The 18,338-nt window shown below is 46.7% G+C and carries 16 protein-coding genes; 5 read left to right on the top strand and 11 right to left on the bottom strand.

Features of this window, described 5'->3' with window-relative positions:
* Window positions 1-896: 896 nt before the first annotated feature.
* The 4 genes from Q3C19_RS07310 to Q3C19_RS07295 all read right to left on the bottom strand — a co-directional run bounded on the left by Q3C19_RS07310 (window position 897) and on the right by Q3C19_RS07295 (window position 4,556).
* Window positions 897-1,517: an ankyrin repeat domain-containing protein gene (locus Q3C19_RS07310; RefSeq protein WP_071148217.1), complete on the bottom strand. Its 621-nt coding sequence runs from the start codon at window positions 1,515-1,517 to the stop codon at window positions 897-899.
* A 254-nt stretch (window positions 1,518-1,771) separates the two neighbouring features.
* Entirely contained in the window at window positions 1,772-2,710 is a 939-nt protein-coding gene (locus Q3C19_RS07305) for a GAD-like domain-containing protein (protein ID WP_302728260.1), read from the bottom strand.
* A 135-nt stretch (window positions 2,711-2,845) separates the two neighbouring features.
* The gene (locus Q3C19_RS07300) at window positions 2,846-3,943 is read right to left on the bottom strand and encodes a toxin-antitoxin system YwqK family antitoxin (protein WP_302728258.1); all 1,098 of its coding nucleotides are present in this window, start codon (window positions 3,941-3,943) and stop codon (window positions 2,846-2,848) included.
* Between the two features lie 28 nt (window positions 3,944-3,971).
* On the bottom strand, window positions 3,972-4,556 hold the full coding sequence (locus tag Q3C19_RS07295) for a hypothetical protein (protein WP_071148214.1): 585 nt from the start codon (window positions 4,554-4,556) through the stop codon (window positions 3,972-3,974).
* A 666-nt stretch (window positions 4,557-5,222) separates the two neighbouring features.
* Here Q3C19_RS07295 and Q3C19_RS07290 point away from each other — a divergent pair.
* From Q3C19_RS07290 to Q3C19_RS07280, 3 genes are all read left to right on the top strand, one after another.
* Window positions 5,223-5,540 (top strand): hypothetical protein, encoded by a 318-nt coding sequence (locus Q3C19_RS07290; RefSeq protein WP_302728256.1) that lies wholly within the window; start codon window positions 5,223-5,225, stop codon window positions 5,538-5,540.
* A gap of 60 nt (window positions 5,541-5,600) precedes the next feature.
* On the top strand, window positions 5,601-6,485 hold the full coding sequence (locus Q3C19_RS07285; protein ID WP_302728254.1) for a TraB/GumN family protein: 885 nt from the start codon (window positions 5,601-5,603) through the stop codon (window positions 6,483-6,485).
* 63 nt (window positions 6,486-6,548) lie between these two features.
* Complete coding sequence (locus Q3C19_RS07280; protein WP_302728252.1) at window positions 6,549-7,442, top strand: DNA/RNA non-specific endonuclease; 894 nt, start codon at window positions 6,549-6,551, stop codon at window positions 7,440-7,442.
* On the opposite strand, the gene Q3C19_RS07275 is transcribed toward Q3C19_RS07280, so the two are convergent.
* From Q3C19_RS07275 to Q3C19_RS07255, 5 genes are all read right to left on the bottom strand, one after another.
* On the bottom strand, window positions 7,443-8,339 hold the full coding sequence (locus tag Q3C19_RS07275; protein ID WP_302728250.1) for a helix-turn-helix domain-containing protein: 897 nt from the start codon (window positions 8,337-8,339) through the stop codon (window positions 7,443-7,445).
* Between the two features lie 22 nt (window positions 8,340-8,361).
* Window positions 8,362-8,838 carry a hypothetical protein gene (locus Q3C19_RS07270; RefSeq protein ID WP_302728248.1) on the bottom strand — a complete coding sequence of 159 codons (477 nt, stop codon included), beginning with the start codon at window positions 8,836-8,838 and terminating at the stop codon, window positions 8,362-8,364.
* A complete protein-coding gene (locus Q3C19_RS07265) occupies window positions 8,775-10,214 on the bottom strand; it encodes an ATP-dependent metallopeptidase FtsH/Yme1/Tma family protein (RefSeq protein WP_302728246.1) in 1,440 nt (479 codons plus the stop codon). Before Q3C19_RS07265 ends, Q3C19_RS07270 begins: the two co-directional genes overlap by 64 nt.
* Window positions 10,215-10,475: 261 nt before the next feature.
* On the bottom strand, window positions 10,476-11,249 hold the full coding sequence (locus Q3C19_RS07260) for a radical SAM protein (protein ID WP_302728244.1): 774 nt from the start codon (window positions 11,247-11,249) through the stop codon (window positions 10,476-10,478).
* A 363-nt stretch (window positions 11,250-11,612) separates the two neighbouring features.
* Window positions 11,613-13,619 (bottom strand): helix-hairpin-helix domain-containing protein, encoded by a 2,007-nt coding sequence (locus tag Q3C19_RS07255; protein WP_302728334.1) that lies wholly within the window; start codon window positions 13,617-13,619, stop codon window positions 11,613-11,615.
* A 151-nt stretch (window positions 13,620-13,770) separates the two neighbouring features.
* Between Q3C19_RS07255 and Q3C19_RS07250 the strand changes: the two genes are divergently transcribed.
* Entirely contained in the window at window positions 13,771-14,385 is a 615-nt protein-coding gene (locus Q3C19_RS07250; protein ID WP_022163190.1) for a DUF4294 domain-containing protein, read from the top strand.
* A gap of 94 nt (window positions 14,386-14,479) precedes the next feature.
* Here the strand turns inward: Q3C19_RS07250 and Q3C19_RS07245 are convergent, their stop codons facing one another.
* Together Q3C19_RS07245 and Q3C19_RS07240 are read right to left on the bottom strand one after the other, a co-directional pair.
* Window positions 14,480-15,442 carry a YitT family protein gene (locus Q3C19_RS07245; protein ID WP_022163189.1) on the bottom strand — a complete coding sequence of 321 codons (963 nt, stop codon included), beginning with the start codon at window positions 15,440-15,442 and terminating at the stop codon, window positions 14,480-14,482.
* A 675-nt stretch (window positions 15,443-16,117) separates the two neighbouring features.
* A complete protein-coding gene (locus tag Q3C19_RS07240) occupies window positions 16,118-16,654 on the bottom strand; it encodes an RNA methyltransferase (RefSeq protein ID WP_287641357.1) in 537 nt (178 codons plus the stop codon).
* Window positions 16,655-17,140: 486 nt separating this feature from the next.
* Between Q3C19_RS07240 and nadA the strand changes: the two genes are divergently transcribed.
* Window positions 17,141-18,079 carry a quinolinate synthase NadA gene (nadA, locus tag Q3C19_RS07235; protein ID WP_071148207.1) on the top strand — a complete coding sequence of 313 codons (939 nt, stop codon included), beginning with the start codon at window positions 17,141-17,143 and terminating at the stop codon, window positions 18,077-18,079.
* Window positions 18,080-18,338 lie beyond the last annotated feature (259 nt).

Raw genomic sequence — 18,338 nt, 5'->3', positions numbered from 1 at the left:
CAATATGCAAGTATGGAACAAACTTTGCCTTTATCATCCGATAAGTACGACTAAAAGGCAAATAAGAGACCTCGCTGGCAACACACAATGTATCATCCGACAGTTTCAGTTTGGAGCCCTCATTTTCCAACAGAACTTCCATGTTTGAAAAATTCACAGAACTGCATATCGGATAGAAACCGGAAAAGCAGGTAGGCGTTATATAAGTAATCCAGCTTTCATAGTCAAAGAATAAGAAACGATTTCCGTCTGCCACATTATCATACACAGCAAAGCAATCAAACCTTCTTACTCCATTCCTCTTATAACTCTGAACGAAGTCAATGCTACTGCAATCTGTCGTCTTTAACTCAAAAACAACATATCTTTTATCATGCTTGTAGAAGCATAGCCGATATATGATTTCAAAATCAGTCTCTTCCTTTTCTATATAAAGAGTATCCGGTTCTACCAGAGCATAATCTTCTGCAGAATTCTGTACCATATAGCTGTTCATTGCTGAAACATGGCAAAGCGGTAAAAGGAACAAACTATATAATAAAAACACTTTCATACTCGTTATATCTGATAGTGAACAGTGAAACGGCTTGTCATTATCCGCGTTGTTAGTGATATTTTCACCATAATGCTTCTGCGGAGAAATCACCTAAGAAGAAATATAACAACATCATTAATTGTAAAAAAATATATATACCTATCGAAAAACAGACTATCAGTATTATTATTTTCTTTCCGGCTTTGTACTTTTTCTTTCTTAATAAAAAGAGTAGCGATAGTGAAATCGTTATAAGTATAATATTTATCGCGTATGTAATCATATCTATTTTTTATTTTGAATGTTGTCATCACTAATAGTCCAGCAGGAAACGGCTTGCCATTATCTTGCATTATTAGCATTATTCTATTGGTTGTTTCATCCATTGCAAAAGCAAATCTTTAATTTCTTTTGCATCCATTTCCTTTGCCAAAGCAAGAGGGGTGTTTCCGTTACTGTCCTTTATATCAAGGTCTGCATGATATTCTAAAAGTAACTTTACCAATTCTATGTTATTATTGGCAATGGCTTCCATAATCGGATATACTTTATAGGTATCGTATGGACTTTGGTAACCATTTACGTTAATGCCATGCTCCAGCAAGATACGGGCTAACTTTATGTTAGACAATTTACAGGCGTATGTCAAGAGCGTTAGCCCATATTCGTCACTATAAACTCTATTATTAATGTCCTCATATCGAGTAAGGGCATATTCCAATACATCTTCTTTGTCAAAGTAAATTGCCGTATAGAATATATCAAACTCATAAAAATCGTTACCCATTGCCATAGGTTCATCTTTTCCTGCGAGCAACCGTTTTATGGTTGCCATATCATTATTACAGCAAGCAACTCCCAACGGATAAAGTTGATAGGTTACATCTCTTATAGTATCTTGCTGCAATGGATTTGCTTTCACGCTATCTAAAACAATAAAAAACGTTACAAGAAAAAGTAATATCCAATCTATTATCTTCATATTTACTATTTTAAGTCGAATATTAATACTACTTCGTTTATAACAAGTATCGGATATTTTGATAACCTATACCTTACTTATATGTTTCCCAATCACTTACATCCATGTAACGATTAATCCGGATTATCGAGTTGTCATAAAGATAATACCTGTCGCAATCGGTACTACACACCGGTGCGTCCTGCAGCCACGCAACACCAGGCAAGCTACGATGATGCAACACCCAATCGTCCAATAGCACCAAATACGCTTTGCTACACCTGCTTTGCCTGAGCCAATACCTGCTTCATCTCCTCCAGACTGAGGCCGCGGAGCAACACATGGTCGTCGGCCTCATCTACCACATAAGGACGGAGGGCCTGAAGAGCGATATGGTATTCCAGCATCCCGATGTTCTGCTTGTCATCGTAGCTGAAGAAAGTCAGCAGCCAGAGGTCGATTTTGTTACCTTCGACGGCATAGAGCTTTTCGGGCACTTCGGGCAAGACGGTGTCTACGGTATCGGTCAGGGTGAAGTTCACCATCAACGAACCATCCTCGCGCTCAAAGACATGCGGCTGGGCCACGTAGGCGTCAGACCACGGATTATTTTCGTCCGCCTCCTCATCGTCTTCGTCATCCTGCGGGTTCAACAGGTCGAAAAGCAGGCACTGATGCACCACTGCATCGCCCTTGTCGACCGAAGCGATTGACTCGCTTCCCCCCAATGCCAGTGCCGGCACAAAGAAGAAGACTTCGTTGCCGGCAAGTGAACCGCATTTCTCAAGAGCCTGGCCGAAAAGCGTTTTATCCAGCAACGGTCCCGCGGCTTCATCATCAGTCAGAAGTTGTATGAATTCCCCAAAACTGTATGCACACACATCAGTACAGCGATGGTGAATGTCGAGCAGAGCAATGTCGCTTACGCTATCAGTCAGCTTACGGTAGTAAAGGATGTTACCAAAACCGGTCAGCATGATGGGAATGCGTGTGGGATTCTCCCCGCCCAACCAGACATAAAAGTAGTCGGCATAGTCGTTGGGATCAATTACCTTGAGCAGGCCGTTGCCGTAGTTACCAAATCCGTATGCCTGCCAGAATTCCAACAACTCAGCAGGGAGCCGATTCCTAAATTGGTTCAAAACCTCTTCCGAAGGTTTCTGCAATTGGCCCATAGGAGGATATTTTTGCAAAAAGTCATCAAATAAATTCATATTCCATTTTTAAAGGTGTGTATTCCAAGTATTTCTTATCACCACGAATTACACGGATTCACACAGATTGTTTATTATGATTAAGCAAATAGAAATCTGTGACAATCCGTGTAATCTGTGGTGAATATCCCATGCTTACATCGTCTCCTCCCATTCCTTCTCCAGCTTGCCGTCGATGTCATAGAGTTTCCAGCGGCCGATGCGGTGCCCATTGCGGTACTCGCCTGCCTCGCGCACACGGTCGTTCTTGATGTAGCGCGACTCGAAAGGTCCCGTCTTGCGGCCGTTGACGAAGGTGGAGGTCTCCCAATAGTCGTAACGGTTGTCGCGCACCAACCGGCGTTCCTTGCCGTGCAGGCGGCCGTACTGGTAGGTGGCCTCGTAGATGAGTTCGCCGTTATGGGGATTGTATTCACGATACAGCCCGTCGGGGCGGTCGCCTTTCATGTAATACTCCTTGGTGCGGGCACCGGTCTCGCGGCTGAAGCGCACTTGCAGGCCTTCCTTGCGGCCGGCCCGGTAGGTAGCGATGTAGAGCGTATCGCCGCTTTCGGCAATCTCCGTCCACACGCCGTCCTTCTGTCCGTTTTTATAGTAACCCGTCACACGGGGTTGGCCGAAGGTGTACACCTCGGTATATTCACCGTCTTGCAGACCCTGTTCGTTATAATAGGAAGTCTCGTAATACTCGTGCGTACCCTGTATGAACGAATACTGCTTGCCCACCTGACGCCCGTCGCGGTAGTTGTGTTCGCGACGCAGGGTACCGTCATAATCATAATACAGTTCCTTGCCGTCCTGGCGGCCGTTCTTGTAATTCACTTCACGTTCCGACTGACCCGAAGTGTAGAAGGTGCGGTGCGTGCCATGCAGTTTGCCGTCCTTGTAAGGCTTCTCCTCCTTCACCCTCCCCTCGCTATCGTAAAACTTGAAGGTACCCTCCTTGCGTCCCTCGTGGTAGGCGCCCTCACACTTCAGCTTGTTGTATTCGTACTCGGCATACTTACCGTTATAGAAACCGTCCTTGAACTCTGCCTGGATGTAGGCTGAATGATAACCGTCGATAATGCGGCGGTCGCCGTCGAGCGGCTTGTCGGTCTTCAGGTCGCGGTAGAGGAAGCGACCGTCGCCCACGTTGATGACCGATACTTGCTCAATGGGATATTCTTTCTGCGCATATGCCTGCCCCACAAAGACAAAGGCAAGCAACCAAACGAACATTTGTATTCTCATAAGTCATTCGTAAGTTTTCCAGATTATACTAATCCTCATCGTCGCACATGTGATAAATCAACTCGGCATTATCCTCGTATTCATGTCCTTTCAGAATGACGGGGGCGGCCAACCCCACAATGTTCGAACTGGAATCGTAGGCCGTCAGGATGCAGTACATCTCTTTTCCCACCTCGTCCTCGTAGACATGAAGCTGCACAGGCTGGTTGTTGCCGCTTGGTAGGGCGGTCAGGTACCTGAAATCGTGATGCACGAAGGCCTCCACAATCTTGTCCGCATCGGTTTCGTTGCGGATGAATTTTTTAATGTTTACCTGTTTCACCTTGCCGTCACTCTCTACATTATAAGTATCGGACGAAGCCATCCAAGCACCGATTCCGAAAAAGAGGATGCCTATCACAGCAACTACCCTGATGAACCACAAAGGCAGCACGGGAATCACCTGCGGAAAAATAACAATGAACAGACAAACCACAGCCAACAGACCGTAGATTGCCGGCTTGACGAGGTTCTTCCGTTCTTCGAACTTTTCGGGATAAGCCTGAAAAAACTCGCTGATGTAACTAGGAAATTCTTTGTCTTTTTTTACTCCATAATACTTTTTTGTTTCCATAAGATTAAATTATTTAAGTGAATAATAAATATCCCGTATACATGAGTCCAAAAATAGAAAAGAACAGATAGATAGAAAAGCAAAGCAGGGGGACAAATAAGGGGGACACAGATAATATATAAAAAGTTAATAATTAATAGTTTAATAAAGAATTGAAACCATAATGAAGGGGGACATTTGCAAAAAGAAAAACAAGATAGAGCAGGACAGGCAATCTTTCACGTCCTGCCTTCGGATGTGTTTTCCTGAAAATAGATTGACCCCTATAGTATCAATTCATGTAATGAAAATGGAAAAAAAATCACTGAAAAAGAAAGTAACTACACACAGAACTATGAATTCTGCTCATTCACGGTTTATCCAAATAACGTTTCACAGTAACCTGCTTATTATGAGCGTTTTGCTGTGAAACGTGAACCATAAAAATACCTCGTCTGCATCCTTCGTGAGCAACACTTGCATTCCATTTGTGGGACACTTGCACGGCTCGCGAGCCGTACAAGTGTTCTACAACCGCATCACAAGCGGCCTTCACGGCACCCACTTCTGCCATCGCCAACGTTAACCTGACATTAACGCAACGTTAACCTAAATCTTCTCGACTTCATCCTAACTTTGCATCAGCAAAAGAAAGAAAAGACAGTCTAACCCATTAACAGATATGCGATGAAAAATCAATGTCCTTATTGCTCCGAACCAATAGGTATCGCCTCGCGACTGAAGTACTGTTTCATCAGTACCCACTTCAGCATCCGATGCCCGCACTGCGGAAAGACGATACGCCCACTGAAGAATCCCTTATCTTTTCAACGATGTTTCTACGCAGGCGCACTTACCGCTTTCGCCTCTTTTTGGGCATTCATCTATCTGATAAAAGACCACTTCTGGCAAGCTGTCCTGTTTGCTGCCTGCATGTCCCTACTACTGACCATTGCAATAGCAATCATCACAATAAGAAATATAGAATTCACAAAAGACAAATAAGCTGCAATAAAAACAACTCTGCAACGACTAATGAAACAAAACCATAAAAAAATGACCGCAATGAAAAAGACACTCGCACTTGTGATGCTTCTCTGCATCGCCCTCGGCGCCCAGGCGCAACTGTTATGGAAAGTATCGGACAACGGACTCGACCGTCCTTCGTACGTCATGGGCACACACCACTTGGCTCCGCTCAGCATCAAGGACAGCATCTCTGCCCTGCAACAGGCCATCGACCAGACTGAGCAGGTGTATGGCGAACTCGTAATGGACGAAGCCATGAAGCCCGAAAACATGATGAAGATGCAGCAAGCCATGATGCTGCCGGCCGACACCACACTGAAAAGCCTGTTCACACAGGCACAATACGACACCATTGCTGCTGTAGTAAAGAACTACATGGGCGTAGACCTTGCCCTGTTCAATAAGCTGAAACCTGCTGCCATCACTACCCAGCTGGCCGTGGCACTGGCCATGAAATCGCTGAAAGGATTCAACCCGCAGGAACAGCTCGACACCTGGTTTCAGACACAGGCACGGCAGGCCGGAAAGAAAGTAGGCGGACTGGAAAGCATTGCCCTGCAAGTAGACGTCCTCTACAACTCGCAAGCCCTGACACGACAGGCACTCCTGCTGCACTGCACCGCCACGCACATCGATCAGAGCATTGACCAAAGCCTGCGCATGACTCAGGCCTACATGAAGCAAGACCTGGACGAACTGCTCGCCATCACCGAAGAAAAGGTGAACAATGCCTGCGACAGTACCCCCGAAGAAATGGACGCACTGATATATCGCCGCAACGCCGACTGGGCCCGCCAACTGCCCGCCATCATGAAGCAGTCCCCCACCCTGGTTGTTGTAGGTGCCGGACACCTGCCCGGTCAGCGTGGCTTGCTGAAGCTGCTTCAGGAACAGGGTTATACGGTAGAGCCGATGAATTAAGTATAACCAAGTCCGAAAAATATCACTACCTTTGGAGTCTGAAACCTTATTTAGAGACTCGTCATGGCAAGAAGAAAATCGAAAAAGAAAAGCTCCAAAGGTGTGGTATGGTTTGTTCTGCTGGTGTGTGCCGCCTTCATCGGTTACGGTCCGCTGAACAATGCCCTGAAGTCAGGCAACATCCGCCTCGACCGGCTGCCGCAACTGCTGAATGAAAACCTGTCGCAGAACAGCACCACGCAACCATCGTCCACTGTAACCGACGCACAAGGCCTCGAACTGCCTGCACCGCTGAAGAACGTGTCCGAAACCATCCTGAAGCGCAAAGGCTACACCGTATCCTACAACAGCCGGCTGAACGTCCCCAACTGGGTGGCGTGGGAGCTGAACCGTGACAAACTGGTAGAACGCGAAAGCCGTTCCGACAAATTCCTGCCCGACCCCGACCTGCCCGCCAACAAAGCCGTCACCACCGACGACTACAAACACTCGGGCTGGGACCGCGGCCACATGTGCCCCGCCGGCGACAACCGCTGGCACTGGCGTGCCATGCAGGAAAGTTTCTACATGACCAACATCTGCCCACAGAACCACAACCTGAACCGCGGCGACTGGAAAGAACTGGAAGAAGCCTGCCGCCGCTGGGCCGAACAGGAAGGACCCATCTACATTGCCTGCGGCCCTATCTTCTACAACCGCCAGCCACGCACCATCGGAAGCAAGCATAAAATAGCCGTCCCCGACGCTTTCTTCAAAGTCATTCTCTGCACCGGCAGCCAGCAGCCACGCGCCATCGGCTTCATCTATAAGAATACCTCCGGCAATCGTCCGCTGGACAGCTACGTCAATTCAGTGGATCAGGTAGAGCGCATCACAGGCATCGACTTCTTCCCCGCCCTGCCCGACGATGTAGAAAAGAAAGTAGAGGCAGAATACAATCTGAAACAATGGCAATAGCTATTTCTCATCCGTTAACGCCATATTGCGAAAAGCGGTTGGAGAAACTTTCAGATGTTTGCGTACATACTTCGAAAAAAAGGAAATATTCGGGAAATCGAATTCCATCGCTATCTCTTTGACCGACTTGTCCGAATACTTCAGTTCGAAGGCAATACGGTCTATCACATGCTCGTCGATAATGGCTAAAGCACGTCTTCCGCTGACTTTTTTTACAATACGCGACAGATAAGAAGGAAGACAGCAAAGTCTTCCGGCATAATAAGTAACCGAACGGTGACAACCGTTATCGGCCGAAACCTCTTCCATAAAACGGCGGAACATATATACCGGAGTCGTCGTTTTATCTCTATCTGTTCCATTTTCTGAAGCCATACACCGGTTTATGTCGGACAGCATTCCAAAAATAAGGGCGGCAAACAAGTGTTGCACAATCTCTTCACGATAGATGCTGGCTCCGTTCTTCAATTCAATACTTATCAAATCGACATAACGCAGCAAGTATTCAAAATCGCTGTCGCTAAGATGTTTCAGCGGATTGGACTTGACAAACCGAATGACATGCCACACATTGGTACTGGCCCGAAGCATCCGCCGAAGAAAACGGTCGGAAACACAGACAACTTTCATCCGGCAATCCTCGCTTACCACAAGGTTTGTCAGCAAAGTACCAGGCAAAGTTATCACAAAATCATGCTCATGCAATGCGCAGAAACTGCCGTTCTGTTCCCACTCCACACAGCCCTCCATGCAAAATACCATCAGCGAAAAATCGAGTCTGACAGGTTCAGAAGTACACAGGCACTGCAGGCTTTCCGACACAAACAAGCAATCGTCAGCATAACATACCGCCTCGTTTGTGCCACGTTTCAGTTCATCGATACCAATACTTTCCACATACTATTCTTACTTTCATTAATTACTGTTGATACTTGCGCACAATGGCCATGAACTCCTCGCCCGTAATAGTTTCCTTATCCAGCAGATAGTGGGCTGCCTCGTGCATGATGTCCAGATGATCGGAGATAAGCTTACGGGCTTTCTGATGGGCTTCGGTAATCATTTTCAATACTTCACGGTCGATGTCTGCCACCGTTTCCGACGAACAGGTCAGTGAAGTATCACCACCCAGATAGGCATTGTTTACCGTTTCCAGTCCCATCATGTCGTATTTTCCGCTCATACCATATCGGGTGACCATAGCCCGTGCCAGGCGGGTAGCCTGCTCAATGTCGTTCGAAGCCCCCGTACTGACACTGCCCAGCACTACTTCTTCGGCAGCTCGTCCGCCAGTCAGGGTAGCAATGCGGTTGAAGAGATCTTCACGGCTCATCAGTACCTGCTCGTCTTTGTCCACCTGCATGGTATAGCCCAGCGCACCCGACGTGCGCGGCACAATGGTAATCTTGTGACAGGTGCCGAATGGCTCTGCAAAGCAGCCACTAAGGCATGTCCTATCTCGTGGTAAGACACCGTTTTCTTCTCATCAGCCGAAATCACCTTACCCTTCTTTTGTGCACCTGCAATCACTGTTTCTACGCTCTCTTCTAAATCGGCAGTAATTACTTTATTACGCCCCATACGTACAGCACGCAAAGCAGCTTCGTTGACGATGTTGGCCAGTTCGGCACCCGAAGAGCCAGCTGTAGCCCGTGCCACCACATCCATATCTATCTTTTCGCATTTCACCTTCTTCAAGTGTACGGCCAGAATGGCTTTCCGTCCTTCCAGGTCGGGCAGTTCCATCTGAATACGACGGTCGAAACGACCGGGACGAAGCAGGGCTTTGTCAAGGCTTTCGGGACGGTTAGTGGCTGCCAATATCACGACTCCCTTACGACCGTCAAATCCGTCCATTTCGGTAAGTAGCTGGTTAAGGGTCTGTTCACGCTCGTCGTTACCGCCCAACCCTGTATCGCGCCGCTTGCCAATGGCATCTATCTCGTCGATAAAGATAATACAGGGTGCCTTTTCATTGGCCTGACGGAAGAGGTCGCGTACCTTGGCTGCTCCCATACCCACAAACATTTGTACGAACTCCGAACCCGAAATAGCAAAAAACGGCACTTTAGCCTCACCTGCAACAGCACGTGCAATCAAGGTTTTTCCCGTTCCCGGAGGGCCCACCAGCAAAGCACCTTTCGGCAGAGAAGCACCGATGTCGGTATACTTCTTAGGATTGTGCAGGAAGTCTACAATTTCGGTCAGCGTCTCTTTTGCCTCGTCTTGTCCGGCTACATCAGCAAAGGTAGTCTTCACATCGGCGTCGGCATAAATCTTGGCACCGCTTTTACCGAACGACATAAAGTTTCCTCCACTGCCCATGCGCGACTGAATGGCTTTACTGGTCTGTCGCCAGATGAGGTAAAATATCAGCCCCGGCAATACCCACATCAGTATAAAGTTGAGCAACGGAGAGTTTTCGCGCGGGATAATCTGGTTGAAAGCTATCTTTCCATCCTTATTCGGACTCTTTGCCTGTAAAAGCCTGTCAACCAGTTGTGAATCGTTGATGGCACCCGTCTGGTAGGCTGAAGTTACATTACCTTCCCTGGCAGTAAAATAAATCTGTCCGCTCTTGATGACAACTTCCTCCACCAGTCCGCTATCTACCTTGGCAATGAACGTACCATAATCGGCCGGCTTAATCTGCCCGCCTGTTAAGGTAGGTACAATCAATCCGTTAAGAAAGAGTATTATCAAAATACCCATCAGTAATCCTACATAAGGATTCATACGTTTGGGCTGCTGGTTTTGCTGTTCTTGCTTCATATTTCTTTCCTTAAGTTTACGTTTTTGAATCGCAAATATCGCAAAAGCCACTAAGGAAAGAATTATCCAAAACAGACCAAGAATGGTCTAAAAAACTCCGTTTAGAGAAAATAACATTATAAGAAACCAACAGATTTTACTTCAAGAATAGAGCAAATTTTTTTTCCCAGTTAGGAAAAAAATATTGCCCAGTTAGAAAAAAATTTTTTCCTAACTGGGCAAAAATCGTTACTATTCTAAGCCGATACAGCTGTCCGGACGTCAGTAGGAAACACTTACTGCAAATCCTGCTTCTTTGACCAACGCACCAATGCAGTCGAGTTCTTCGTGAGTAGCTTTCGCCAGATCGTGGTCGGGCGTTTCGCGGTCGATGGTGTAGATCATTACCTGACGCGGAGCGATCTCTTTCACTTTCTCCAGCCAGGGAAGCACATATTTGTCCGACGTATTGTCCATGTCTTTGCCTTTGTAACTGCCTTTCAGAAACATCGTCTGAATGATGCAACGGCCTTTGAACGCTTTCATGCCTTCGATGATGTCGTTCACCGAATACCGTCCTGTAGGACGGTCGAGGTCGTGGATATAGGCTTCGTCCACGGTATCGAGCTTCAGGATGTTGTTATCTATTTTGTTCAGGGCTGCAAACACGGCAGGCTTGTGGATAAACGTGGAGTTGCTCAGCACGCTGACTTTGGCATTCGGGAAGTAACGGTCGCGCAAGGCCAGTGTATCGTCGATGATTTCGGCAAAGTGCGGATGGGCCGTCGGTTCGCCGTTGCCTGCAAAGGTCAGCACATCGGGAGCCGGACCATTGGCCTGCATATCCTGCAAACGGGCTTCCAACGCCTGACGTACTTCTTCACGGGTGGGACGGGAAAGCTTGGGACGGAAATCTTCGTTGAAACCGCATTCGCAATAAATGCAGTTGAACGTACACAACTTACCGTCGGCCGGCATCAGATTGATTCCCAAAGATACTCCCAAACGGCGGGAATGTATAGGACCAAAGATGGGAGAAGGATAAATAACTGTCATTGCTATCTGTATTTATTCACATTAATTTATCTGGCAAGAGAAGTGTATTGCATATATACTTACACGCAGCAAAGGCGCAAAAGTTTGCGTCTCTACTACATCTCTCAACGCAAGAACATACAAATATATCCCTTTTATCCAACTTGCACAAGTTTATGCGATTTTAGTTTAGCCTGATTAAACCGGCAGTTTAGTGCCGATAAACTGACAGTTTAAAACCGATAAACCGGCAGTTTATTACGGACAAACTGAAAGTATAAAGCCTGTAAACTGACAGTTTATTTTTGATAAAGCGAAGATAAACTGATATACCGTTGTTCATCAGATACTTAACAGTTATTGCAACCGTAAGGAATAACGGCATCAGAACTTCAGGCGAAGCTGCATCTGCAAGTCTGTCTTCCGGTTACTGCGTATCAGGTCGTTGCCCGAACTGATTTCGTCGCGGTCCTGATAAACAGTCTGTCCAAACTTGGCTATCAGCATCAGCCAGTTACGGAAGTCGTAGCGCAGGTAGGCTGACCAGCGGAAACCGCGACCGGAAAACGAAGGCGTATAGAAGGTATAAAGCAAGCCACGCTCGGACGCATAGACGCGTGAATCGTAATCGTCGGTATGGAAATAAGTCCCCTGCAAGGATGCCGACAAGGGAAAACGGGGACAGACATACGTACACAGCTGTGTAAACTGATAGCCCTGCCGGCGATCGAAACGGTATCCTCCCCCATCCTGCTGGCGGAAATGATTGTAATCGGCCGTAGTACGCAGCACGAAATTGCCGGGCATGTAAGTCAGGCGATAGCGCAACCGGTGGTGATAGATGGGAAGCGTCACTTCGCCGCTTGTCCCCGTTACGTCCCGTTCTTTCCGCTTGTAGCGATAGTTGAGGTACATGGAAAGATTCTTCTGCGGAGTATAGGTGGCCTGAAACATGAAGTCGATGCCCTGCGAAGGCTTGCTGATGCGGTACTTCCACCAGGGAAAGGAAAAGAAATCCAGCGAAGAAAACAGCTTCCAGCGGGCAAAGGGCGTAGCTTCGACAGCCAGATACCAGCCGTTTTCGTTTTGCGGAGTACTGCCCTCGCCAAACGAACGGGCAAACCATGCCCAATAATCGCTGGAATAAAAACGATGGATAAGCAGGGCATGATAATCCTGCGAGAAATCGTAACGCAAGCGGTTCAGCAAAGCATATCCTTTCGTACCGGTAGCCGCTTCGCCTGTCCACGAGAGTCGGCCCAGACGCAAGCGATAGTCTATGCCCAGATTGTAGAAACGGGTGCCGTGCAAGTTATAGCGTGCATACTTGCGCAAGGCAGGTTCGTAAGGGCGGTCGAAGAAATAATAGATGCCCGTGACTCCTACCTTGAACGCATTCTTTTCGTAGGTCACGTTTCCGCCTGCCAGCTGCAAGGCACAGGCATTCCGTTTGTCGGCTTCTTTCTGCGTACGGTGCAGACCAGTCTTGGCTATGGAAACGATTTCTCCCTCTTCAACCGTAGCATCGAGCGTACGGTGGGAATAGAAAGCCGAAACATCGAGCGACGGCAATATGCCTACTGTAGCAGCTGCACCGCGGAAATAATTGTATTCGTCGGTAGAACTGTGTTTCTTCACTCCCCCGCTTCTATATTCGGATGTAGACAGCGAAAAAGATTTTCCCAGCCGGAAGTCGGTACTCAGCACCAGCCCTTGCCCGAAACTCAGGCGATAATTGCCCAATGCCAAGGCTTTCAGACGGCCCAGGTTCTTCACCAGGAAATAGAAAGAATAGAAATCGTAGCCTTTGGCATTGTGCAGACCGAACATCGGTTCGCCCGCATCTTTCTCGGCCGACAATCCCAGTTGCAGATAATCGCTGTAATGGAAGCCGTAACGAAGCGAATGGTAAGAAGGAGTTCCCAAATAGTTCTTCTCGTAACCTTTGCGGGTATAGAAAGGAATGTCCAGGCGCGTCAGTACCTCGTGCCTGCCATACTTCAACATCTTCTTCAGCGAAGGGTAACGGTTTTCTTTATCCGTCTGCCGCACACAGACGAAAGGCAACAGCAATTCGATGGTCCGTTTATCCATCTCCTCTACCAGTTGCAGTTCGTAGACGGTCTGCATCTGCCCGTGAATGTAGACGTAAGCCAGCAGATTCTCTACCTGCAGGTCGGACAGAAACGGAAACTGTTCCAGTTGCTCGCGTGTGGCCGTATTCAGGTTGACGGGTTCCTGCAAGCAACGGGAAAGTTCCTCCAGTTCGGCTTCCCAGCTGTAGTCCTCGTCTACGGCCAACTGCTCCAGGTTTTCCTCCCAAAGCAGCAGATTTATTTCCTGCGATTTGTCAGGCTGCTGTGCGTACAGGGCAGATGCAGCCTGCAACATACAGGCAACCATCCCCCATCTGAGTGTTTTCATGCATTGTCGGTTAACAGATTACAGAATAAAAAGCGAAGTTACCTTAAATAAGTTAAGAAAGCAACGAAAAAACAAAATATTCTTATCGAATACGAAGAGAATGAATTAATTTTGCGGCATGAACGTGCGACTCTACATAGCAATCCTTGCCCTCTTCCTGCTGGCCGGAAACTGGTGCCATGCACAAAATCCCAAACAACCGGCAAACACAGGGAAAAAAGTCTACCTGACTCCTATGTGCATATACGAAGGAGATACGATACCGTACGTCCAGTTGCGCACCGTCTACATATTCAAGCCGCTGAAGTTCAAGAACAGACGCCAGGCCAACCAATACTACAAACTGGTACGCGACGTCAAGAAAGTGCTTCCCATCTCGAAAGAAATCAACCGGGCCATTATCGAAACCTACGAATACATGATGACCCTGCCCGACGAGAAAGCACGCCAAAAACACATGAAAGCCGTAGAGAAAAGTCTGAAAGAACAATATACCCCACGCATGAAGAAACTGACTTTTGCACAGGGTAAACTGTTGATTAAACTCGTCGACCGCCAAACCAGTTCGACCGGTTACGAACTTGTAAAAGCCTTTATGGGTCCCTTCAAGGCGGGTTTCTACCAAGCTTTTGCCGCACTGTTCGGCGCCAGCCTTAAGAAACAATACGACCCCACGGGCGACGACGCACTGACCGAACGGGTGATATTGCTGGTAGAAAGCGGACAATTATAGTCAATAAGTTAACAAGTTGACGAGAGACGAGTTGACAAGGATGAAATAACTTCCATCCTTGTGGTCTTGTTAACTTGTTTCTCGTCAACTCATGTTATTCCGGCTGCAACTCGCCTGCACTGGGCAATTGTTTCCAACCTTCGCCAAAAGCATCGTAAGCATCGGTTACAACTACAAAAGCACGTGGGTCGACTTCTTTTATCTTCTGCTTGATTCCGTTCACTTCCTTGTAGCTGACAACCAGAAACAGCATTTCCTTGTCCGACTTCGTATAGAGTCCGCTACTCTTTATGCAAGTGGCCGTACGGTCCAGATCCTTGATAATATAATCGTGAAGAGCTGTCATCTTCATGTCGCTGATGACGAACAGCAATTTATCGTTCTTCTCGCCATTGATGACGTAAGCCACTACACGCGAAGTAACAAATATCGCAATCAGCGAATAGAACGACAGATGCCACGACGGCTGATTGACATCATCCGGATTGCCGATGCCAAAGCCGATAACTACCAAACCAAAAGTAACCACCAAACCATCAACCAGCAAAATAGCACGCGAAAAACGGATATGGCAGTACTTCTGCAAAATCATGGCTACGATATCAGTCCCCCCCGTAGTAGCCTGACTGCGTACCACGATGCCGCATCCGATACCAATGACAGCCGCACCGATGACGGAAGTCAGCATCAGATGGTCGGTCATGTCCATACAACCTCCCAACAACTGGGTAGGATCGAGCGCATGAAGTGCCTCTTCCGACGGATAAGAAAGAATGGAAAGCACGTTCATGACCAGCGGTGTGAAAAGCGCTGCCACAATAGTGCGCGCACCCAGCTTGGCTCCGAGCAGAATAACCGAAAGAATCAGCAACGGAATATCGAACATATAGCCGAATGTACCTACCTGAATAGAAGGAAATATATTGTGAAGAACGATACTGGCTCCGTACACCCCACCGGGAACAAGATTATAAGGATTGATAAAATAAACAAAACCTGCTGCCAGAATAATGCAGCCAATAAAAATGCCAGCCCACGAAATAATTGCCTTTTTCATATTTATCTTCTTATTAAAGTTTCATATACTGTTTTTTCCTATACTGAATTTCAACGGTTTACATACATAAAAATATCCGGTTGAGCCGTGCAAGTGTTGCTCGTGAGCCGTGCAAGTGTTGCTCGTGAGCCGTGCAAGTGTCGCTCGCGAGCCATGCAAGTGTTGCTCGCGAGCCATGCAAGTGTCTCTCGTGGGCCATACAAATGCCTGTTACAATTCCCTCAAATATGGCTTTTCCACACATACGGTTTCTTACATTTTATATATATATTCACCAAATATACAAAAAAGATAAATACCTGCTTATAAAGGAATCAACAAAATTATCGGCACGTTTGTTGCGGTTTTCAACCGGAAATTAACACCCTACCCCGTTCATATCTCCGAAAAGAATACCGACAGCCTTGTACAGACAGACTAAGCAGCAGTCTACGCGTCGTTAACAACTTGTTGAGAACCGTGTTACTAATTTGAAAGAAGAATAAGAATCATACTCTATTTCAACGAAATACATCTGTTGATAACCATATAAACAAGATGTTCATTCAGCCCTGCATTTATGCCGTAACAAGACACAAAAATGCCTGCCGGAAAATGTATCAACACACTTTTCAGCATTAAGAACAGATAAGTTGAAAACCTGTTGAAAAAGGCTGCGACTGCCTCCCTACCCTCTTATGGCTTCAGCTGCTTGAACAAGTCCCAGATGACAATGCCTGCCGTAACCGATACATTCAGCGAGTGTTTGGTGCCGTATTGCGGAATCTCGATGCAGCCGTCCGAATGGTCAATTACTTCCTGCTGTACACCTTTCACCTCGTTTCCCAAAACGACGGCATACTTTCGGTTCGGATCTAACTTAATGTTTTCCAGCATGATGCTCCCTTCGGCCTGTTCCACCGAATAGACTGTATATCCGTCTTTCTTCAGGTTATCAACCGCTTCAACTGCGTTATTAACATACTTCCAGTCGACAGTGAATTCGGCTCCCAATGCTGTCTTGTGCATTTCGGGATGGGGAGGAACGGCCGTAATGCCGCACAGATAAATACATTCTACCCGGAAAGCATCCGACGTGCGGAATACCGAACCAATGTTGTGCAAGCTGCGTATATTGTCCAGTACCACTACCAGCGGCAGCTTTTCGGCCTTCTTAAACTCCTCAGTACTAATGCGGTTCAGTTCGGTAATCTTCAGTTTTCGATGCTCCATGATGTATCAGTTTGAAATGTTTCGCATATGCGTCTGCAAAGATACTTTTTTCCGTTCACATCGTGGTTAATAACCGTTGAAAAGGTGTCAATACCGATGGGAAACATTTTCAAAAATATCTCTTGCATTATTCAAATCAACGTATATAGCAACAAGCCTACGAACATTGCAAAAAAGTTAAGAGGTATTTTCAAAGCTTGTTTAAACACATTTTTCAATAGAAATTCAGTGGTTCGTAAGCCTAAAGTTATTAACTTTGCATATTATCAACAAGCTGTTAAGTACCGACAGCCTATCGATATAAGAAGCTTATTATCAAAAAACATAAGCCGATAATGCCTGTTTAAAACCATTGCCGCAAAACAACCCTTTGGACTAATAACTTCATGGGCAAGAAAAATCCCATTTATTTGTCCACACTATTAACAGGCTATCATCAGCATCAAAGAATTCTTCTTTTAAAAAGAGAAATTAAAAAATATAATTATGGATAATCTGATTAAAGCTATTGAGCAACTCAAGAAAGAGAAAAACGCAGTCATTCTGGGCCACTACTACCAGAAAGGAGAAATACAGGACATAGCCGACTATGTAGGCGACAGTCTGGCCCTGGCACAATGGGCTGCCAAGACAGAGGCGGACATCATTGTGATGTGTGGTGTGCACTTCATGGGCGAAACAGCCAAGGTGCTCTGTCCCGACAAAAAGGTGCTGGTGCCCGACATGGCAGCAGGCTGTTCGCTGGCCGACAGCTGTCCGGCCGAAGAGTTTGGTCAGTTTGTCAAAGAGCATCCCGGCTATACGGTCATTTCCTACGTTAATACGACAGCAGCTGTCAAGGCTGTGACCGATGTTGTTGTAACCTCGACCAACGCCCGTCAGATTGTGGAAAGCTTCCCCAAAGATGAGAAAATAATCTTTGGTCCGGACAGAAACCTCGGAAATTATATCAACTCTGTTACCGGTCGGAATATGTTATTATGGAACGGAGCTTGCCATGTACACGAACAATTCTCGGTTGAAAAGATGGTTGAAATAAAACGCGAGCATCCTGATGCCGTGATATTGGCTCATCCCGAATGCAAGGGTACTGTGCTGAAGATGGCCGATGTTGTAGGTTCAACAGCTGCTCTGTTGAAGTACGCTGTAGCTCATCCCGAAAAAGAGTATATCGTAGCTACCGAATCGGGCATTCTGCATGAGATGCGCAAGAAGTGTCCGCAGACTACCTTCATACCTGCACCGCCGGCCGACAGTACTTGTGCCTGCAACGAGTGCAACTTCATGCGTCTGAATACGCTGGAGAAACTCTACAACTGCCTGAAAGACGAAACTCCCGAAATAACAGTCGATCCCGAAATCGCACAAAAGGCCGTGAAACCCATCCAACGGATGCTTGAAATTTCGGCTAAATTGGGACTTTGATCCACTTTTTCGGTCAAATTATTGGTAAGTTCTAAAATTCCCTCTATTTTTGCGAAAGTGAAAAGGAGGGAATTTTTTTCATTATGACGAATCATGGCGATATCCGAAGTTCAAAGAACGTGAATGTAATGACGCACCGCAGGAGGATCTGAATCCTTTTGCCTGCTTGTCGTTTGCGTTTTGTTCTTTGAATGGTTGGACACTCTCCGGCGATTTATGTACTTGATATAGGCATAAAGCATGAGGCCGGAAAAACGAT

Source organism: Bacteroides sp. ET489 (assembly GCF_030518095.1).
In the GTDB taxonomy this organism is placed as follows: Bacteria; Bacteroidota; Bacteroidia; order Bacteroidales; family Bacteroidaceae; genus Bacteroides; species Bacteroides ndongoniae.
Note: the sequence above shows the minus strand (reverse complement) of the source record. Positions and strands in the feature narration are given on the sequence as shown.